The organism is Colwellia sp. MB3u-8, assembly GCF_014076985.1.
In the GTDB taxonomy this organism is placed as follows: Bacteria; Pseudomonadota; Gammaproteobacteria; order Enterobacterales; family Alteromonadaceae; genus Cognaticolwellia.
Window position 1 is genome coordinate 1 of sequence record NZ_JACGVA010000066.1, and the last position, 16,294, is coordinate 16,294.

Below are 16,294 nucleotides of genomic sequence, written 5' to 3' on the forward strand. Positions count from 1 at the left end.
ACGAGCGGTATGCTGCGATCACATGGATGTGAAAGAGCAGCGATGCTCAGGACGAGCGGTATGCTGCGATCACATGGATGTGAAAGAGCAGCGATGCTCAGGACGAGCGGTATGCTGCGATCACACGGATGTGAAAGAGCAGCCATGCTCAGGACGAGCGGTTAGTTTTTTTGCCAGACAAAAAATAAGTACCGAGATCCATGTCGGTAAAGCTACGAACACGTGGCCGTTCCTAGCCATCCATCTTGGATTGTACTTGGTGCGCGGTTAACTGTTGAATTAGTCCCGAAAGTTGCGTAATTTTTTTATTTGATAATTGCCGATAATCGAAATAAGGACAAATAATAACGCCTAAATCGATATTAATGGCGAAATCATGACTCAGCCATACGCAGCTATTACAAAATCCTAGTTGCTCAGCGTAACCTTTACCTAATATTATGTGTAGTTTTTGACTGGGCTTAGCGCTGAGTAAATTAGCCCCTGAACAGTCAGCCTCTGAAAAGTCAGGTGCTGAAAAAAGTAAGCAATGATCACTTTCTGCCTGTAATAGAAGGCTGTCTCTTAAGTGTTGCCAGCTAGTAAATGGTTCCGGTGATATTTCAAATAACAACTTAGCGTAGACATTAAAAATTTTTCGCCAATGGTTACCGGTTTCACGAGCAATATGGGCGATTTCATCCGCCACTAACGCTTTAACACTCGTCAGGTTTTGATAGTGTGCTAATGGAGGGCAGTTTCTTATATAGAAAATAATCTTGGCGTTAAGAGTACCTAAACCGATGGCTTTATTTTGCATTTTCACCCATTTTATTTGCTAGGTTATCCATTTTTTACGCAGGAAAAATGGCCAAATAGAAGACATTTATTTAATTACGAGTTGTGCTAATTATTAAATAAATAAATAACGCAGCAGTTATTTAAACCAGTAGAAGTGATAACAAACTTAGTGAAATGGGTGTTACTTTCCCTAATAAAAAATCCAATAAAAAATCCAATAAAAAACCCGGTACAATCCGGGTTTTTAATCGTTAATATTAGCCATACTAAGCTTAATTAAAACTCTTTCAACATATTTTCCAAAGAATCATCAAACGCATTTAATTCTTTTTCCAGTTGAAATTTTTCTTTCAGTTGTTCAATTTCACGCCACTTTCTTTTTTTATTATTACTTGAACTCGATTTAGGCCGTTTGGCTAAAGAGACCAATACTTGTTGAAAATTATCCATGGTATGCTCCTTATTTCTACAACTGCAGTATTTTGTATCACAGTTGTTAACAATATAGAAACATTATTTGCGTTTTAGTTACGAGTGCATGGGTTTCAGAAGTTTTATAACTTAAAAATTTAAAGCATTGCCTGTAATTGTTGCTCAAGTTTAACTTGGTCAATGGTAAAGTTTCGAATACCCTCAGCTAACTTCTCTGTTGCCATGGCATCTTGGTTCATTTGCCATCTAAATTGTGCTTCACTAAGTACAGGTTCATCGGCTAATGGTGCATGATCGCTGAACAGTTTTTGCGATACTGTTGCCGTTGAATTAGCTAATTCGTCCATCAGGTTTGGGCTAATCGTCAATCGATCACAACCAGCGAGTTCAAGTATCTCACCAATATTTCGGAAACTAGCACCCATGACTACGGTTTTGTGACCTTTAGCTTTGTAATAATTATAAATACTGGTGACTGATACTACGCCTGGATCTTCGCTGGCTGAGTAATCACTACGGCCAGTGTCTTTTTTATACCAATCTAAAATGCGACCAACAAAAGGTGAAATTAGGTAAATATTGGCTTCAGCACAGGCCTGTGCTTGAGCAAAGTTAAACAACAAAGTTAAATTGCAATTAATGCCTTCAGCTTCTAATTGCTCTGCCGCTTTAATACCTTCCCATGTCGAGGCTACTTTGATCAATATACGATCATTACTAATGCCAGCCTCGTTGTACATAGCGATAAGTTTATACGCTTTAGCAATCGATGCTGCTGTATCAAAAGATAAGCGCGCATCAACTTCTGTTGAAATTCTACCAGGGACTGTCTTTAAGATTTCTAAGCCAATGAGTACCGAAAACTTATCTGCAGCGTCGATGACTTGCTGTTCAGTGTTTGATGATTGAGTTTTCGCCCAGGCTACTGCGCTAGCAAGTAGTTGCTGATAATTAGCTAAAGAGGCTGCCTTTAATAGTAAAGACGGATTAGTGGTGGCGTCTTGTGGTTGAAACTTAGCAATAGCTTCAATATCGCCGGTATCAGCAACAACCGTGGTCATTGCTTTTAGTTGAGAAAGTTGAGAAAGTTGATCGGTCATAACATGTCCCTTGACGTTGATAATGTAATCAGGTGGTTTTATTGAGTAAATTTTGGTGAAATATTACAACATTTACAAGTATTTTGATTGAAAATAGTGATTTTTTTATCTTATTCGCCCCTATTTGTATCAAATTTTCATAATTTAGCAAGTGTGATGGTGAAATAATGTCGATAAAACACTTTATTGCCTGTGTGTGCGCTATTTATTGCCTGTGTGTGCGCTAATGGTTCAGTGCGCAATTGATAATGAAGATAATTATATTCGTTTTTTCCTGTGTTATAGTGACAAAAACTTTAAGATAGAGTAGATAAATAATGTTACTTGTTGTTTCTCCGGCGAAGAACTTAGATTATGAATCCCCCGTTGCTACCGAGCTATATTCACAGCCTGAACTATTAGCAGACAGTAAAGTGCTGATGAAAAAGTGTAAAACACTAACGCCTGCGGATATTAGTTCATTAATGGCTATTAGCGATAAATTAGCTGGCTTAAATGCGGCACGTTTTGGCGAATGGGCAACGCCTTTTACGCCGGAAAATGCTCGACAAGCTGTGCTAGCTTTTAATGGCGACGTATACACTGGCTTAGATGCTAAATCGTTTAGCGAGGATGACTTTACCTTCGCTCAGCAACATATGCGGATATTATCAGGGTTATATGGCCTATTAAAACCGCTCGATCTGATGCAAGCATATCGACTAGAAATGGGTAAGAAATTAGATAATGATCGCGGTAGTAATTTATATCAATTTTGGGGTGATATTATCACCGAGCATTTAAATGTCGCTATTGCTGCCCAAGGCGATAATGTGTTAATTAATTTAGCGTCAAATGAATACTTTAAAGCGGTTAATAAAAAAGTATTAAAAGCCGAAGTAATAACCCCAGCATTTAAAGATTGGAAAAATGGTCAATTTAAAATGATCAGTTTTTTTGCCAAAAAAGCCCGAGGTTTAATGGCGCGTTATATTATTGAGCACCAAATCACAGATCTTGAAAAGCTGAAAGACTTTGATGTGGCAGGTTATCAATACTCCAGTGAATTAAGTAAAGATAATGACTGGGTATTTACCCGTAAAACGCTCGATTAAGCGGATTTTATTTGCTTGACTATTAATCGCTATGATGACCAAAGAGATTGCCGTTGTTGCGATGTTTTGCACATAAGTATGGCATAATCGCGTGACGAATATCCTGTGTTAATTGACTGCTATATTGAGTTTCAAGGGCTTGGTGATGTTGTCGTAGTAAGTCGATAAAGGTACTCATTTTACAGACCATGTAATGGTCAGTGTATTGGTTAAGTCGTTTATGGTGCATGACATATCACGTTGTTTCACTTTAGTGAGTTGAGTGTAGCGTGCAGTGGAAACTGGCGTGTCCAAGTATTGCTGTAAAGAGCGCAAATCAAGCCCTTACTCAAGCAGATGGGTAGCAAAACAATGACGAAGGGAATGTGGGCTAATGGGTTTTTTAATCTGGCAATTTTGGAGCACACGTTTTAACGCTTGTTGAGTAATGCCTTTATCCATTGGTGTATTGGTTTTTGTATGAGCCCCAGGAAATATTCAACGCATGTGGCGGTGTGTTTTCCAATAATTTCTCAGCGCTAATAGGGTATACTCAATGACAGCATCATCGAAGTGACAATGCTGTCATTGAGTATGGAAGGTAGTTTAAAAAGTTACTCTGCCGCAGAGCGGCTTCGTTCAACAAGTTGCTAAACGGAAAAGTACAGCTGTCTTTTTTCACTCCGTTCAACATTTTAGCCAACAATTACTTAGCCTGTTATTTAGGTGTTGGATTCGATTTCAGACAACACCTTAGAGAGATAAATTGAATAATGTATGGTAAATATTACTTCAGCACATCAATGTTTTAATCAAGGAAATATTGCCCAAGCAGAGCAAATGTATCGTCAAATATTATCTGAAAATAAAAATAATGTTGAAGCGCTTTGGGGAATGGGCAGGGTAGCATTAACGTTTAATAGTTATCAGCGCGCATATGAGCTATTTAAACGCTGTATTTCGCTCAATAGCACATTGAAACAACCACAGTATCTTTTATCGATGTCTGAGGCTTGCCTTCACTTAATGAGGTTTGAAGAAGCAGAGCAGGCTTTGTTAGCTGCGAATAAAGTTAATGGAGGCTCTGTAGCTACTTTCACGGCATTGGCTATATTTTATTGTGAAATGGGTGATTTTATACAAGCAGGAACTTTTATTAAAAATATTTTGAAAATAGTCCCTGCAAATGTACAAGCTTTTTGTTTATTAGTACGCTGTAAAAAGTTAACACTTGCTAATAATAGCGAAAGAGAATTTGTTGATGATATGTTCAATAAGCTTACACTTTCTACAAGTGTATTAACGAAGCGAGAGAAAATATTATTACATTTTTCTTTTGCTGAACTTTTTCATGAAAACAATGAATTTGAAAAAGCATTTTCACATTTTACCCAGGCCAATGCACTGCAACGTTCGCTTATTAATTTTAGTGTAGTTGATATGAAAGACTATTTTGACAGTTTACTTTCTTCATTCACCCATAGTACTTTTCAACAGCTAGAACCTGAGCTAGAACTAGCCGAAACCCAAAAACAGCAATTAACCCCAATTTTTATTGTTGGGCAGCCGCGTTCAGGCTCTACTTTATTAGAACAAATGTTAATAGGGCACAGTGCTATTAACAGTGGTGGTGAATTACCCTTTATGGCTGGAGATATAGCCAAAGGCATTTATCAATTAACGGGTAAGCACTTTCCTGAAGGCGCATCACTGTTAGATAACAAACAATGCCGTATACTAGGTGAACATTATTTAAAAAACTTACAAACACTTGCCCCTTCATCAAAATATATCATTGATAAAATGCCCGCGAATTATCAGTCAATAGGTTTGATAAAATTGATATTGCCACAGGCAAAAATAATTCATATTAAGCGAGATCCTATTGACGTTAGTTGGTCAATTTTTAACAACCATTTTGAATCATTAGAGCCTTACTTTTGTTCGCTAATTGAAATAGGGCAATATCATCACTTATACCAAAAAATCATGGATAATTGGCAAGCGGTGCTCCCTAACTTTGTTCATCACATTAGTTATGAACAATTAGTGGAAACCCCAGAAGTTGAAATAACGAAAGTGCTAGCGTTTTGTAAGTTAGAGTTCCAAAGTAGTTGTTTATCAATGGCAGGGTCTAAACGTTACATTAGGACACTGAGTGATATACAGTTAAGAGAAGGTATACAGAAAAATAATGAGAAAAAATGGTTATCTTATAATAAGTATTTGCAGCCGTTATTTGATGCTTTGAATGTGACGAGTTAACAATCATATTCTTAGGTGGTTCTCAGGTAATTATTGTTAAATATTTGGATATTTAAGCTTAAGTTGTTTCGCATTTTGGATGTGTATTGCTGATAGCCATTGAATTCACGGGCTAAAGCTGACGGAATTAGAATAAAAGTAGGGGGGTAGGTGTAACAAAAACCTAAACAGTAATGTTTAGGTTTTTTAGTTTACATTGACAGCTTTTAATTTCTAGCTAACATCTGGTCACTTTTAACTGACAGCTTAGCACTGGCCATGTTTAGTTTAACTAGTCGCTTTACCGCGTTTCGCGACTTTTTTCGCTTTAGCTTTCTTTTGAGCAACGGTTCTTTTTACTTTGGTTTTTTTAACAGCAACACGTGCTTCTTTGTATTGCGGTCTTAACGTTTCAATCACACGGCGTGGTAAACGTTCTTTAATATAACGTTCAATTTTACCAATAACCAACATGTCATGCGCTTCAACCAGTGAGATAGCGGTGCCTTTATTGCCCGCCCGACCTGTTCGCCCGATGCGATGTAAATAAATATCGGCGGTGCGTGGCATATCAAAGTTGATAACATGGGTGATATCGTCAATATCAAGACCACGTTCAGCGATATCGGTAGCGACTAAAACATTAACCGTACCATTGCGTAAACGCTCGACTGATGTGTTGCGTTTGTCTTGTTGCATTTTACCTTCAAGCCAGACACAAGGCACGTTATCAGCATAAAGTTTACCTGATAGGTATTGCACTGTCTCACGTTTATTGGCAAAAACCAGTGCACGTCCTACTTCTTCTTGTTGCAATAAGTTCAGTAATAAGGCGAATTTATGCTCTTTGTTATCGGCTAAGTGCATCCACTGGTGAATTTTCGCTTTTTCTTTTCGAGAAGGGTTGGCTTCCAAAAATACCGGGTCGTTCAAGAGTTCGCGAGAAAAACGTACTACGGCAGCACCTTCCAGTGTGGCGGAAAATAGCATGGTTTGTTTACGCCAACGTGCTTCTCCAACAATGCGATTAATAGTTTCAGCAAAACCCATAGTGAGCATACGGTCAGCTTCATCTAAAATAAGGATTTCAATTTCACGGCTATCAAACTGCTCGCTTTCAATGTATTCCATTAACCGGCCAGGTGTAGCAACCAAAATATCTGTGTTACCTGTGAGTACTTCTTTATGGCTGCCATAATTAACACCACCAGTAATAACCGCAGATTTAATGTTGGTTAGCGCGGTTAACTTTTCACATTGCTCATGAGTTTGTATGGCAAGCTCGCGTGTTGGCGATAAAATGAGTACACGTGGAAAACCTTGCTGCGGGCGAGGATAATCAAGCAAGTGTTGAGCAGCAGGTAAAATAAATGCTGCTGTTTTTCCCGTTCCTGTTGGGGCTGAAGCTAATACGTCTTTGCCTGTCATAGCCACAGGAAGTACTAACTCTTGGATAGACGTTGGCTTTTTAAAGCCTGCATTTTCAATGCCGCCCAATAATGCGGAATCTAGGTCAAACTGCTCAAACATGTAATAATTTTCTTTGGGGATTAGTGAGGGGGATTATAATGGCAAAATACGATTTATCCTAAAGATCTTGCCAAATTTGTCTATTTATTATGATATTTAACTTAATCTACTAGAATATCTGCGATTTCAGCGCTAATTTGTTGGCACCACTGTTTGATCCGTGCTTCGCTAGCGTTGTATTGGTTGTCTTCATCAAGCGCTAAACCAACAAAATGTTGCCCATCTTCTGTTAGTGCTTTTGACTCCGCAAAGTCATAACCTTCATTTGGCCAATAACCGATAACATAACCGCCTTGTGCAAGCACTTGGTCATGTAACATGCCAAGAGCATCTTGAAACCAATCAGTGTAACCAATTTGATCCCCCATGCCATAAAGGGCAACAATTTTTCCTTCAAGATCAATGTTGGCGATTTCTGGCCAATGTGATTCCCAGTCTTCCTGAATTTCACCATAGTCCCAAGTAGAAATACCTAAAATTAAGATGTCGTGATCTACCATTTCCGTCAGTGGCGTATCTTTGATATTAAATAAGGTGACGTTATCTTGGCCAAGTTCAGCTTGAATTTTTTCTGCTGCTATTTCGGTATAACAAGTAGTTGAGCCGTAAAATAATGCGATGTTCATTGATAAATTACCGAGGTTTAACGAACCACGTTAAGTGGTTGGTGAGCGAGTGGCGGGATTTTAGCAAATTTCTCGCCAATAAGATGCTTTGCTGTGCCACTAAAAGTCATATTTTATCAGATCAGTTAGCTATTGGCCGGCTTAGTGTTATTGCAATTATGCCTTTTTCACTGTAATTTTAGGGTGCTTAAAGCGGTCTTTGTATTTATCTAAAATTACAAAAGTAATTTTCCGCTTATTTTCCGCTCATAGAGTTAAGGTATGGTATTGATTTATGTCTAAGAAATTTTTATTGGCTGCTGCATTTGGCTTGTTAAGTTTGACCCACAATGTTGTAGCGTATGCTGAGCCAGCAAATAACAGTGTGATGTTACCTGCTACCCAGTCGCCTGAGTTGCAATCGTTAAAGGTAAAGTTGTCGCAAACCTTAGGGTTTAATGTCGCCAGTATCAAGTCATCTCCCATGGCAGGTATCGTTGAAGTGCTTACCGATCAGGGCTTATTTTATGCTAGCGCCGATGGCAATTTTTTATTGCATGGTAAAATGTATGGACTAGGCGACAATGTGAGTAATTTAACCGAAGAAAGTTTAGCGCAAGTGCGTGTTGACGGTATGGTTAAGTTCTCTGATGCTATGATTGTTTATCCGGCTAAAAACGAAAAGCATGTAGTAACCGTTTTTACTGACATTACCTGCGGTTATTGTCGTAAAATGCACGAACAAATGAGCGCTTACAACGATAAAGGCATCACGGTGCGTTATTTAGCGTATCCACGTGCCGGCGTAAAAGATCAAACCGGCAGTTATTCACAAGGTTTTAAAGATTTACGCTCGATATGGTGTCATGAAGATCCTCAGTCGGCGTTAACAAAAGCAAAAAATGGCTCTTCAGTGGCGGCACGTATTTGTGATATGCCTATCGAAGATGAATTTGACTTTGGTCGTCAAGTAGGCGTTTCTGGAACACCGGCCATTATATTAGCCAACGGCATGATGGTGCCAGGTTATCAAGACCCAAGTAAATTATTTACGTTATTAGAAAACTCTCAACAAGGTGGCTAATATCAAACCAATTGATAAATTCTTTTGATGGGTATAAGTTAATTTTTTGATAAAATGGCAAGTCATTCACTTGCCATTTTTGTCTCTAGCGTTTCAAGTATAAGGTTAATTCATGCATAAAGAGATTCTTCGTCGAGAGCAAGTTAGCGATGAGCATTTACCCGATACACTACATCCACTTGTTCGACAAATATATGCACGACGCGGTGTGACCAACAAAGAACAACTTGAATTAACCGCGTCTCATTTATGTGCTGTTGATTCATTAAAAGGCTTACCTGAAGCATGTGAACTGTTATATCAGGCACTGCAAGGGCAAAAAAACATCACGGTAATTGGTGACTTTGATGCTGACGGAGCTACAAGTACGGCTTTAATGATGGAAGCATTGCACATGCTAGGTTCAAAAAATCATCATTTTTTAGTCCCCAACCGATTTAAGTATGGCTATGGTTTAACTCCTGAAATTGTTGATATTGCCAACTCACAAGGCGCACAAGTATTGGTGACGGTTGATAATGGCATTAGCTGCATTGCGGGTGTTAAAAGGGCCAAGGAGTTAGGGCTGCAAGTGGTGGTTACTGACCATCATTTACCTGGCGCGCATACACCCCCTGCGGATGCCATTGTTAATCCAAATCAAGTGGGTTGTAATTTTGCTAGCAAGTCGTTGGCTGGTGTTGGTGTCGCATTTTACTTTATGTTGGCGTTAAGAAAATATTTACGTGAACAGCAATGGTTTGAACAGCAGAACATTAAAGAGCCTAATATCGCACAATTACTTGATTTAGTTGCTTTAGGTACGGTTGCTGATGTGGTTTCACTTGATGCCAATAACCGAATTCTAGTGGAGCAAGGACTCAAGCGCATTCGCGCAGGAGCGACGCGCCCGGGTATTCAAGCCTTAATAGAAATTGCCGGTAAAAATCAGCAAAAATTAGTGGCCAGTGATTTTGGCTTTGCCTTAGGCCCACGTATCAATGCAGCAGGTCGATTAGACGACATGGCATTTGGCATTAACTGTTTACTAGCAAAAGATTTATCAAGCGCTAGAGTGATGGCGGCCGATTTGGATGACTTAAATAAAGCGCGCCGGGAAATAGAGCAGGGCATGCAAATTGAGGCAGAGCAAGTACTGGCCAGTTTACAGTTTAGTGAAAGTAATTTACCCCATGGCATTAGTTTGTTTCATGGCGACTGGCATCAAGGCGTCATCGGTATTGTCGCTGGGCGCTTAAAAGAAAAGTATCATCGCCCGAGTATTGTCTTTGCCAAAGGTAATGATGACGACGCCAGTGGTATTAATAACAGTGACGCTGACAGTATTGATATCAGTAGCAATGAAATAAAAGGCTCAGCGCGCTCTATTCCAGGGTTACATATTCGTGATTTACTCGAGTATATTGACAGCCAACACCCTGGTATTATTATAAAATTTGGTGGTCATGCCATGGCGGCAGGTTTATCAATACCAGCAAATAAATTCGAACAGTTTTCAGCACTATTTGAGCAATATGCCGAGCAGTGGTTAAGTAAAGAAGCTTTAACGGGTGTACTGGCCTCAGATGGCGAGCTATTAACTAAGGATATGACACTGGCTTTTGCACAGGTATTACGCGAGGCCGGGCCGTGGGGACAAAATTTTCCAGAACCGGTATTTGATGACGTTTTCACGCTTGTACAGCAACGTATTGTTGGCGAAAAACACTTAAAGCTTGTGGTAGAAAAAGACCAGCAAGTATTTGATGCCATCGCCTTTAATGTTGATATTAAGCGTTGGCCAGACAACCAAGCCAAGCAGGTGAAGCTAGCCTATCGTCTAGACATTAATGAATTTCGTGGTAAACAGTCGGTACAATTAATGGTTGAACAATTAGACTGAAGGTGATCAATACCATTATCACCTTAATGGGTGATAAAATATCATAAAAACGGCATTTCATTCCTCAAGCAAGCGTTTATTTAATCGCATAATTAGGCTACAATGCGCGACTATTTTTTTTGTTTTTCCCTTTATTCATCAATTACGGCGTGACAGATAAAAAATATGCTAGAAGTTAATCCAGTACTCAATAAAATTAAAGAAATTCGTCAACGCACCAATCTGCTTCGGGGGTATCTTTGACTACGACCAAAAGTCAGAACGCTTGGTTGAAGTTACGCGAGAATTAGAATCTGCCGATGTGTGGAATAACCCTGAACGTGCACAAGCACTAGGTCGTGAACGTGCGGCATTAGAAGCTGTGGTTGAAACTATTCAACAAATGGACTCAGGTTGTGAAGACATTGAAGGCTTGGTTGAACTTGCCGTTGAAGCCGACGACGAAGAAACCTTTAATGACGCTGAAGCTGAAACAAAAACCTTAGAAGTTAGCCTTGAAAAACTAGAATTTCGTCGGATGTTTTCTGGTGATCACGACGCCAATAACTGCTATTTAGATATTCAATCAGGATCTGGCGGTACAGAAGCACAAGATTGGGCAGAAATGCTTATGCGCATGTATTTACGCTGGGGTGAAGCCAATGGTTACAAAACAGAAGCCATTGAAGTCACCGGCGGTGATGTCGCTGGTATTAAAGGTTGCACCATTAAATACACGGGTGAGTATGCTTTTGGTTGGTTACGCACAGAAACCGGTGTGCATCGTTTAGTACGTAAGTCACCTTTTGATTCAAGTGGTCGTCGTCATACCTCGTTTGCGTCTGCGTTTATTTACCCAGAAATAGACGACAATATTGAAATTGATATTAACCCAGCAGATTTACGCATAGACACCTTTCGTGCCTCTGGTGCGGGTGGTCAACATGTTAATAAAACTGATTCTGCCATACGTATTACCCATGAGCCAACTGGCGCAGTAGTGGCTTGTCAAGCTGATCGTTCACAGCACAAAAACCGTGCTACCGCGATGAAATTGCTAAAAGCTAAATTGTATGAGATGGAAATGCAAAAGCAAAATGAAGGTAAACAAGAATTAGAAGACGGCAAGTCAGATATTGGCTGGGGCAGTCAAATACGCTCTTATGTTTTAGATGACAGCCGTATTAAAGACTTACGCACCGGCATAGAAAATCGCAATACTCAAGCCGTATTAGACGGCGATTTAAACAAATTTTTAAAAGCTAGTTTGAAATCTGGCTTATAAGTACTTAATTAATTTAAACTATTTTTAATAGAATATACCTGTAATAGCAAAATTTGAGCGCTAAATAACTTAGCTTAAATTCCATGTTACGTTAACACACGAGAAATAAAATGACTGATCAAGCACACCAAGACGAAAATAAATTGATTGCCGAGCGTCGTGGCAAATTAGCAAAAATTCGAGAAAACTGTCCGGCTAATGGCCACCCTAACAAGTTTGACCGAAAACATTATGCTGCTGATTTGCAAGCTGAACACGGTGAAAAAGATAAAGAAACGCTTGAAGCTGAAACCGGTCTTTACAGCATTGCTGGTCGTGTTATGGCAAAACGTGGTCCATTTTTAGTCTTACAAGATATGACGGGCCGTATTCAGGCTTATGCCCATAAAACGGTGCAAAAAGACATTAAAGAGCGTTGGGGCACTTTAGACATTGGCGATATTATTGGTGTTACCGGTACTATGCATATGTCAGGTAAAGGCGACTTATACGTCAATATGGATAAATATGAGCTGTTAACAAAGTCACTGCGTCCATTACCAGAAAAGTTTCACGGCTTATCAGATGTTGAAACAAAATATCGCCAACGTTACGTTGATTTGATCATCAATGAAGAAACGCGTAACACCTTTAAAATTCGTTCAAAAATTGTTGATGGTATTCGCAAATTTTTAACTGACCGTGATTTTATGGAAGTTGAAACACCTATGCTACAAACCATTCCAGGTGGTGCAACGGCGAAGCCTTTTGAAACATTCCACAATGCCTTAGACATTCAAATGTATATGCGTATTGCGCCAGAGCTTTACTTGAAGCGCTTGGTTGTTGGTGGTTTTGAGAAAGTTTTTGAAATTAACCGTAACTTCCGTAATGAAGGCTTATCATCACGTCATAATCCAGAATTTACCATGATTGAATTCTACCAAGCTTATGCTGATTATCATGACCTAATGAACCTTACTGAAGAAATGTTACGTACCCTAGCGGAAGACGTTATGGGTTCAGCGATTATTCGTAATACCGTTAAAAACTCTGACGGTGAAGTCGTAGAAGAGAAGTTTTATGATTTTGGTAAGTCGTTTACCCGTTTGTCTATGGTTGATGCTATTTTACAATATGGTACTAACCTTGATGAAGCGGTTTTACGTGACCCAGAAGCTAATTTTGATGCCTTAAAAGCGATGGCAAAACAAGTGGGTGTTAAGGAAACTGAAGCATCTAAAGTCTGGGGTGCTGGTAAGTATGTTTGTGAGATTTTTGAAGAAGTTGCCGAGCATATGCTGGACCAACCGACCTTTATCACAGAATACCCGTGGGAAGTTTCGCCATTAGCTCGTAGAAATGATGACAACGCATTTATCACTGACCGCTTTGAGTTTTTTGTTGGTGGTCGTGAACTAGCCAACGGCTTCTCAGAGCTTAATGATGCTGAAGACCAAGCGGCACGTTTTAGAAATCAAGTCGCAGGTAAAGATGCCGGTGATGACGAAGCCATGCACTTTGACGCTGACTATATTCAAGCACTTGAATACGGTTTACCGCCAACGGCGGGTGAAGGTATTGGTATTGATCGATTAGTGATGCTATTTACCGATTCACCGACTATTAAAGACGTTATTTTGTTTCCGCATATGCGTCCAATTGCTGAGTAATACCTACTTGGCGATACTCGCTGAATAAGCTGAGTTAAACGCATAATGAAAAAAGCACCTTAGGGTGCTTTTTTATGTTCAGGCCTCGCTCAGATATCCTGTTTTTTCAGCTATGAGTACCTCTTGGTAATTGCTCCTGTATTACTCTACTGAATTCTCTCCCTGTAAAAAACATGGTTTCACAGTAGGTTTATTTTAGCTCATGGCTATTCTCATCTAAGTGTTTATAAGCTAGAGTATTTACCATATAAGTAATGTTATTTTAAATAATATAAACAGATAGTTAATTTTTTTATTAGACTTTTTTTGGCCGCAATATAATTTTAATCGCTTGGTTTATCAACTTAGATTGAAATAATGTCGTGGCCAAAATTAAGCTTTAAATAGCACAAGGGTTATTTAAATTAATGCTTTATATTTGTCTGTATTAGTGGTGTATTGTCAATGTTCTGTTAAATTTAAAGGGTTACCGATCAAAGTAAACCAAATATTAGGAGAATTAAAATGGCATTTGAAGTTACCTTTGAATTGAAAGAGTCAGATTTAGAGTATTTTCGTGATGTGATGCGAGCATCTAAATCAGAAGCAAAAAATTTAACTGAAGCAGAAATCTTAGCTAATGCAAAAAGCCTGAGTAAAGACATTCAAGTTGATGTGCCGCTATTTGTCAGTGAAAGAATTAAAAAATTAGCCACCTTAGTCGCTATGATTGAAGATTCGGAGTGGAAAATACCTGACCAAGAGCGGGCTGATGTATTAAGTGCTTTGGCTTATTTTAGTGATCCTGAGGATTTAGTGCCTGATCATATTCCGGTGTTAGGTTTTTTAGATGATGCCATCATGATTGAGCTAGTTGTTGATGAACTTAAAGATAACATCGAGGCTTTCTTAGAATTTTGTCACTACCGAAAGCGTGAAGAAGGTCGTCATAGCGATGAAACTATTACTCGAGAGGAGTGGTTAGAGTCTAAGCGAAAAGAGTTGCACAGTAGAATGAGAAATCGTCGTTCAGGTCGCAGTAGTTCTCGTTCAGGTTTTCGTTCAGTTTTTTAACTGAAAACGGGTCAGTTTACTTTATTGAACTCAAGGTCTGAAAAAGCCGCAGTAAGTGGCTTTTTCAATCTTCAACTTTCAACTTTTAATTTTTCAAGATAGCTAGATGAATTAATGCGTTATAAATAACATTAAAATGAAAAAAGCGATAATAGTAGCGTTAAAAGCAAAGATATAACCAAAGCCTTTTAAGCCCTGTTTAATGGTGTAATTATTACTGCTTAAATACCAATACCAAATAGCGCTCATGAGTATAGGGACAAGAAAAAATAGTTGGATCATATTTACGCTATCTCCTGCGTTACTGTTTTTGATGGCTCGCGCCATGGTGCCACTTTTAATAGCATTAACATACCGGGTATCGCTAATGCCGTACATATAAAGTAAAAATTAGTCCAACCTATTTGTTCAACAATAACGCCCGTAGTGGCATTAGCAAATGTTCTTGGCAGTGCGGTTAATGCAGTAAATAATGCAAATTGTGTTGCTGCAAATGCTGGGTTAGTGGCTCGGGCAATAAAAGCGGTAAAGGCCGCTGTGCCAAGACCAACACCCAAATACTCAAAGCCCATAGCGAAAGCTAAAGCGTAGGTGTTGTGGCCAATTTCTGCGAGGGCTGCAAAACCTAGTATACTTATTATTTGCACAAAACCAAACAACCAAAGCGCACGATTAATACTTAATTTAATCATTACGATACCACCAACAGCCAAACCTATAGTCATAGCAATTAATGACGCTGTTTTAGCCACCACACCTATCTCAGTTTTAGTAAAACCTAAGTCGATGAAAAATGGGGTTTGTAAAGCCGTTGCCATACTGTCGCCGAGTTTATATAAAAACAAAAAAGCGAGAATTTGTAGCGCAGATTTTGTACCTTTTCTATTAATAAAGTCTTTAAACGGTAAAACAACGGCTTGCTGTAATGTTTTTGGTGCTTGGGCGGTGTTATTAAGCTCTTTAATTGAAAGGCTCAATATAACGCCTATTAGCATAAACGCGGCGACAATAATAAATACCGCTTGCCAACTGATATGGTCAGAAAGAATAAAGGCTAGTGAGCCGGGCACTAAGCCAGAAAGCCGGTAAGCTTGTACGTGAATAGAGTTACCTAGGCCAAGTTCATGCTCAGGCAGTAATTCTCGACGATAGGCATCGAGTACAATATCTTGACTAGCACTAAAAAATGCCACAGCGGCTGCTAGGTAGGCAACATTCCAGATATTCATTACGGGGTCAACAAAACCAAAACCTGCAATAGAGAAGAGCAATAATATTTGGGTGAGCAACATCCAACTGCGGCGGCGTCCCAATACCGGTAATGAATATCGGTCCATTAATGGCGACCAAATGAATTTCCATACGTAGGGAATGCCGATCAAGGAAAACAAACCAATTTCAGTCAAGCTAACGCCCTCTGAGCGTAACCAACCCGGCACCAGTTGATAAAGAATAAACAAAGGCAGTCCGGAGCTAAAGCCAGTGAATATACAAATTAGCATGCGGCGATTGAGTATTGCTTGTTTAAAGGTCGGGGATTGCATTGATCAAAGCCTAATGAATGCGAGAATATAATGTTATAAGGCTATCAAAAT

16 protein-coding genes are annotated in these 16,294 nt (G+C 39.2%); 7 read left to right on the forward strand and 9 right to left on the reverse strand.

Going from position 1 to position 16,294, the window contains the following annotated elements:
- Nucleotides 1-232: 232 nt before the first annotated feature.
- From H4J54_RS11250 to tal, 3 genes are all read right to left on the reverse strand, one after another.
- Nucleotides 233-799 (reverse strand): DUF6942 family protein, encoded by a 567-nt coding sequence (locus H4J54_RS11250; RefSeq protein WP_182190973.1) that lies wholly within the window; start codon nucleotides 797-799, stop codon nucleotides 233-235.
- Between the two features lie 257 nt (nucleotides 800-1,056).
- Nucleotides 1,057-1,230 (reverse strand): DUF3545 family protein, encoded by a 174-nt coding sequence (locus tag H4J54_RS11255; RefSeq protein WP_182190974.1) that lies wholly within the window; start codon nucleotides 1,228-1,230, stop codon nucleotides 1,057-1,059.
- Nucleotides 1,231-1,349: 119 nt separating this feature from the next.
- Nucleotides 1,350-2,312, reverse strand: coding sequence for a transaldolase (gene tal / locus H4J54_RS11260; RefSeq protein WP_182190975.1), 963 nt, complete (start codon nucleotides 2,310-2,312; stop codon nucleotides 1,350-1,352).
- Between the two features lie 317 nt (nucleotides 2,313-2,629).
- Here tal and yaaA point away from each other — a divergent pair, with 317 nt between their 5' ends.
- Nucleotides 2,630-3,406 (forward strand): peroxide stress protein YaaA, encoded by a 777-nt coding sequence (gene yaaA, locus H4J54_RS11265; protein WP_182190976.1) that lies wholly within the window; start codon nucleotides 2,630-2,632, stop codon nucleotides 3,404-3,406.
- Between the two features lie 22 nt (nucleotides 3,407-3,428).
- Here yaaA and H4J54_RS11270 read toward each other — a convergent pair whose 3' ends face one another.
- Nucleotides 3,429-3,584: a hypothetical protein gene (locus H4J54_RS11270; protein WP_182190977.1), complete on the reverse strand. Its 156-nt coding sequence runs from the start codon at nucleotides 3,582-3,584 to the stop codon at nucleotides 3,429-3,431.
- Between the two features lie 146 nt (nucleotides 3,585-3,730).
- Nucleotides 3,731-3,883: a tyrosine-type recombinase/integrase gene (locus H4J54_RS19785; protein WP_404851902.1), complete on the reverse strand. Its 153-nt coding sequence runs from the start codon at nucleotides 3,881-3,883 to the stop codon at nucleotides 3,731-3,733.
- A gap of 279 nt (nucleotides 3,884-4,162) precedes the next feature.
- Here H4J54_RS19785 and H4J54_RS11280 point away from each other — a divergent pair, with 279 nt between their 5' ends.
- Entirely contained in the window at nucleotides 4,163-5,650 is a 1,488-nt protein-coding gene (locus H4J54_RS11280) for a sulfotransferase (RefSeq protein WP_182190978.1), read from the forward strand.
- Between the two features lie 267 nt (nucleotides 5,651-5,917).
- Here H4J54_RS11280 and srmB read toward each other — a convergent pair whose 3' ends face one another.
- On the reverse strand, nucleotides 5,918-7,159 hold the full coding sequence (srmB, locus tag H4J54_RS11285) for an ATP-dependent RNA helicase SrmB (RefSeq protein WP_182190979.1): 1,242 nt from the start codon (nucleotides 7,157-7,159) through the stop codon (nucleotides 5,918-5,920).
- Between the two features lie 101 nt (nucleotides 7,160-7,260).
- On the reverse strand, nucleotides 7,261-7,785 hold the full coding sequence (fldB, locus tag H4J54_RS11290) for a flavodoxin FldB (RefSeq protein WP_182190980.1): 525 nt from the start codon (nucleotides 7,783-7,785) through the stop codon (nucleotides 7,261-7,263).
- 274 nt (nucleotides 7,786-8,059) lie between these two features.
- Here fldB and dsbC point away from each other — a divergent pair, with 274 nt between their 5' ends.
- The 5 genes from dsbC (at nucleotide 8,060) to H4J54_RS11315 (ending at nucleotide 14,699) form a co-directional block, all read left to right on the forward strand.
- A complete protein-coding gene (gene dsbC / locus H4J54_RS11295) occupies nucleotides 8,060-8,848 on the forward strand; it encodes a bifunctional protein-disulfide isomerase/oxidoreductase DsbC (protein WP_182190981.1) in 789 nt (262 codons plus the stop codon).
- Nucleotides 8,849-8,960: 112 nt separating this feature from the next.
- Entirely contained in the window at nucleotides 8,961-10,730 is a 1,770-nt protein-coding gene (gene recJ, locus H4J54_RS11300) for a single-stranded-DNA-specific exonuclease RecJ (protein ID WP_182190982.1), read from the forward strand.
- 165 nt (nucleotides 10,731-10,895) lie between these two features.
- Nucleotides 10,896-11,994, forward strand: a protein-coding gene (prfB, locus tag H4J54_RS11305; protein WP_182190983.1) for a peptide chain release factor 2 whose coding sequence is annotated in 2 segments (ribosomal slippage) — nucleotides 10,896-10,970 and nucleotides 10,972-11,994 — 1,098 coding nt in all. Because the reading frame shifts where the segments join, the coding sequence is not laid out codon by codon here.
- A gap of 110 nt (nucleotides 11,995-12,104) precedes the next feature.
- Entirely contained in the window at nucleotides 12,105-13,646 is a 1,542-nt protein-coding gene (gene lysS, locus H4J54_RS11310) for a lysine--tRNA ligase (RefSeq protein WP_182190984.1), read from the forward strand.
- A gap of 504 nt (nucleotides 13,647-14,150) precedes the next feature.
- On the forward strand, nucleotides 14,151-14,699 hold the full coding sequence (locus H4J54_RS11315; RefSeq protein WP_182190985.1) for a YkvA family protein: 549 nt from the start codon (nucleotides 14,151-14,153) through the stop codon (nucleotides 14,697-14,699).
- Between the two features lie 111 nt (nucleotides 14,700-14,810).
- Here the strand turns inward: H4J54_RS11315 and H4J54_RS11320 are convergent, their stop codons facing one another.
- Both H4J54_RS11320 and H4J54_RS11325 read right to left on the reverse strand, forming a co-directional pair.
- Nucleotides 14,811-14,981, reverse strand: coding sequence for a hypothetical protein (locus H4J54_RS11320; RefSeq protein WP_182135106.1), 171 nt, complete (start codon nucleotides 14,979-14,981; stop codon nucleotides 14,811-14,813).
- Nucleotides 14,982-14,983: 2 nt separating this feature from the next.
- Nucleotides 14,984-16,243 (reverse strand): AmpG family muropeptide MFS transporter, encoded by a 1,260-nt coding sequence (locus tag H4J54_RS11325; RefSeq protein WP_182190986.1) that lies wholly within the window; start codon nucleotides 16,241-16,243, stop codon nucleotides 14,984-14,986.
- Between the last annotated feature and the right edge of the window lie 51 nt (nucleotides 16,244-16,294).

Bases quoted from the DNA above. Each gene is read 5' to 3' on its own strand.
- H4J54_RS11250 (WP_182190973.1), bottom strand. From the start codon at position 799: ATGCAAAATAAAGCCATCGGTTTAGGTACTCTTAACGCCAAGATTATT.
- H4J54_RS11255 (WP_182190974.1), bottom strand. From the start codon at position 1,230: ATGGATAATTTTCAACAAGTATTGGTCTCTTTAGCCAAACGGCCTAAA.
- tal (WP_182190975.1), bottom strand. From the start codon at position 2,312: ATGACCGATCAACTTTCTCAACTTTCTCAACTAAAAGCAATGACCACG.
- yaaA (WP_182190976.1), top strand. From the start codon at position 2,630: ATGTTACTTGTTGTTTCTCCGGCGAAGAACTTAGATTATGAATCCCCC.
- H4J54_RS11270 (WP_182190977.1), bottom strand. From the start codon at position 3,584: ATGAGTACCTTTATCGACTTACTACGACAACATCACCAAGCCCTTGAA.
- H4J54_RS11280 (WP_182190978.1), top strand. From the start codon at position 4,163: ATGGTAAATATTACTTCAGCACATCAATGTTTTAATCAAGGAAATATT.
- srmB (WP_182190979.1), bottom strand. From the start codon at position 7,159: ATGTTTGAGCAGTTTGACCTAGATTCCGCATTATTGGGCGGCATTGAA.
- fldB (WP_182190980.1), bottom strand. From the start codon at position 7,785: ATGAACATCGCATTATTTTACGGCTCAACTACTTGTTATACCGAAATA.
- dsbC (WP_182190981.1), top strand. From the start codon at position 8,060: ATGTCTAAGAAATTTTTATTGGCTGCTGCATTTGGCTTGTTAAGTTTG.
- recJ (WP_182190982.1), top strand. From the start codon at position 8,961: ATGCATAAAGAGATTCTTCGTCGAGAGCAAGTTAGCGATGAGCATTTA.
- lysS (WP_182190984.1), top strand. From the start codon at position 12,105: ATGACTGATCAAGCACACCAAGACGAAAATAAATTGATTGCCGAGCGT.
- H4J54_RS11315 (WP_182190985.1), top strand. From the start codon at position 14,151: ATGGCATTTGAAGTTACCTTTGAATTGAAAGAGTCAGATTTAGAGTAT.
- H4J54_RS11320 (WP_182135106.1), bottom strand. From the start codon at position 14,981: ATGATCCAACTATTTTTTCTTGTCCCTATACTCATGAGCGCTATTTGG.
- H4J54_RS11325 (WP_182190986.1), bottom strand. From the start codon at position 16,243: ATGCAATCCCCGACCTTTAAACAAGCAATACTCAATCGCCGCATGCTA.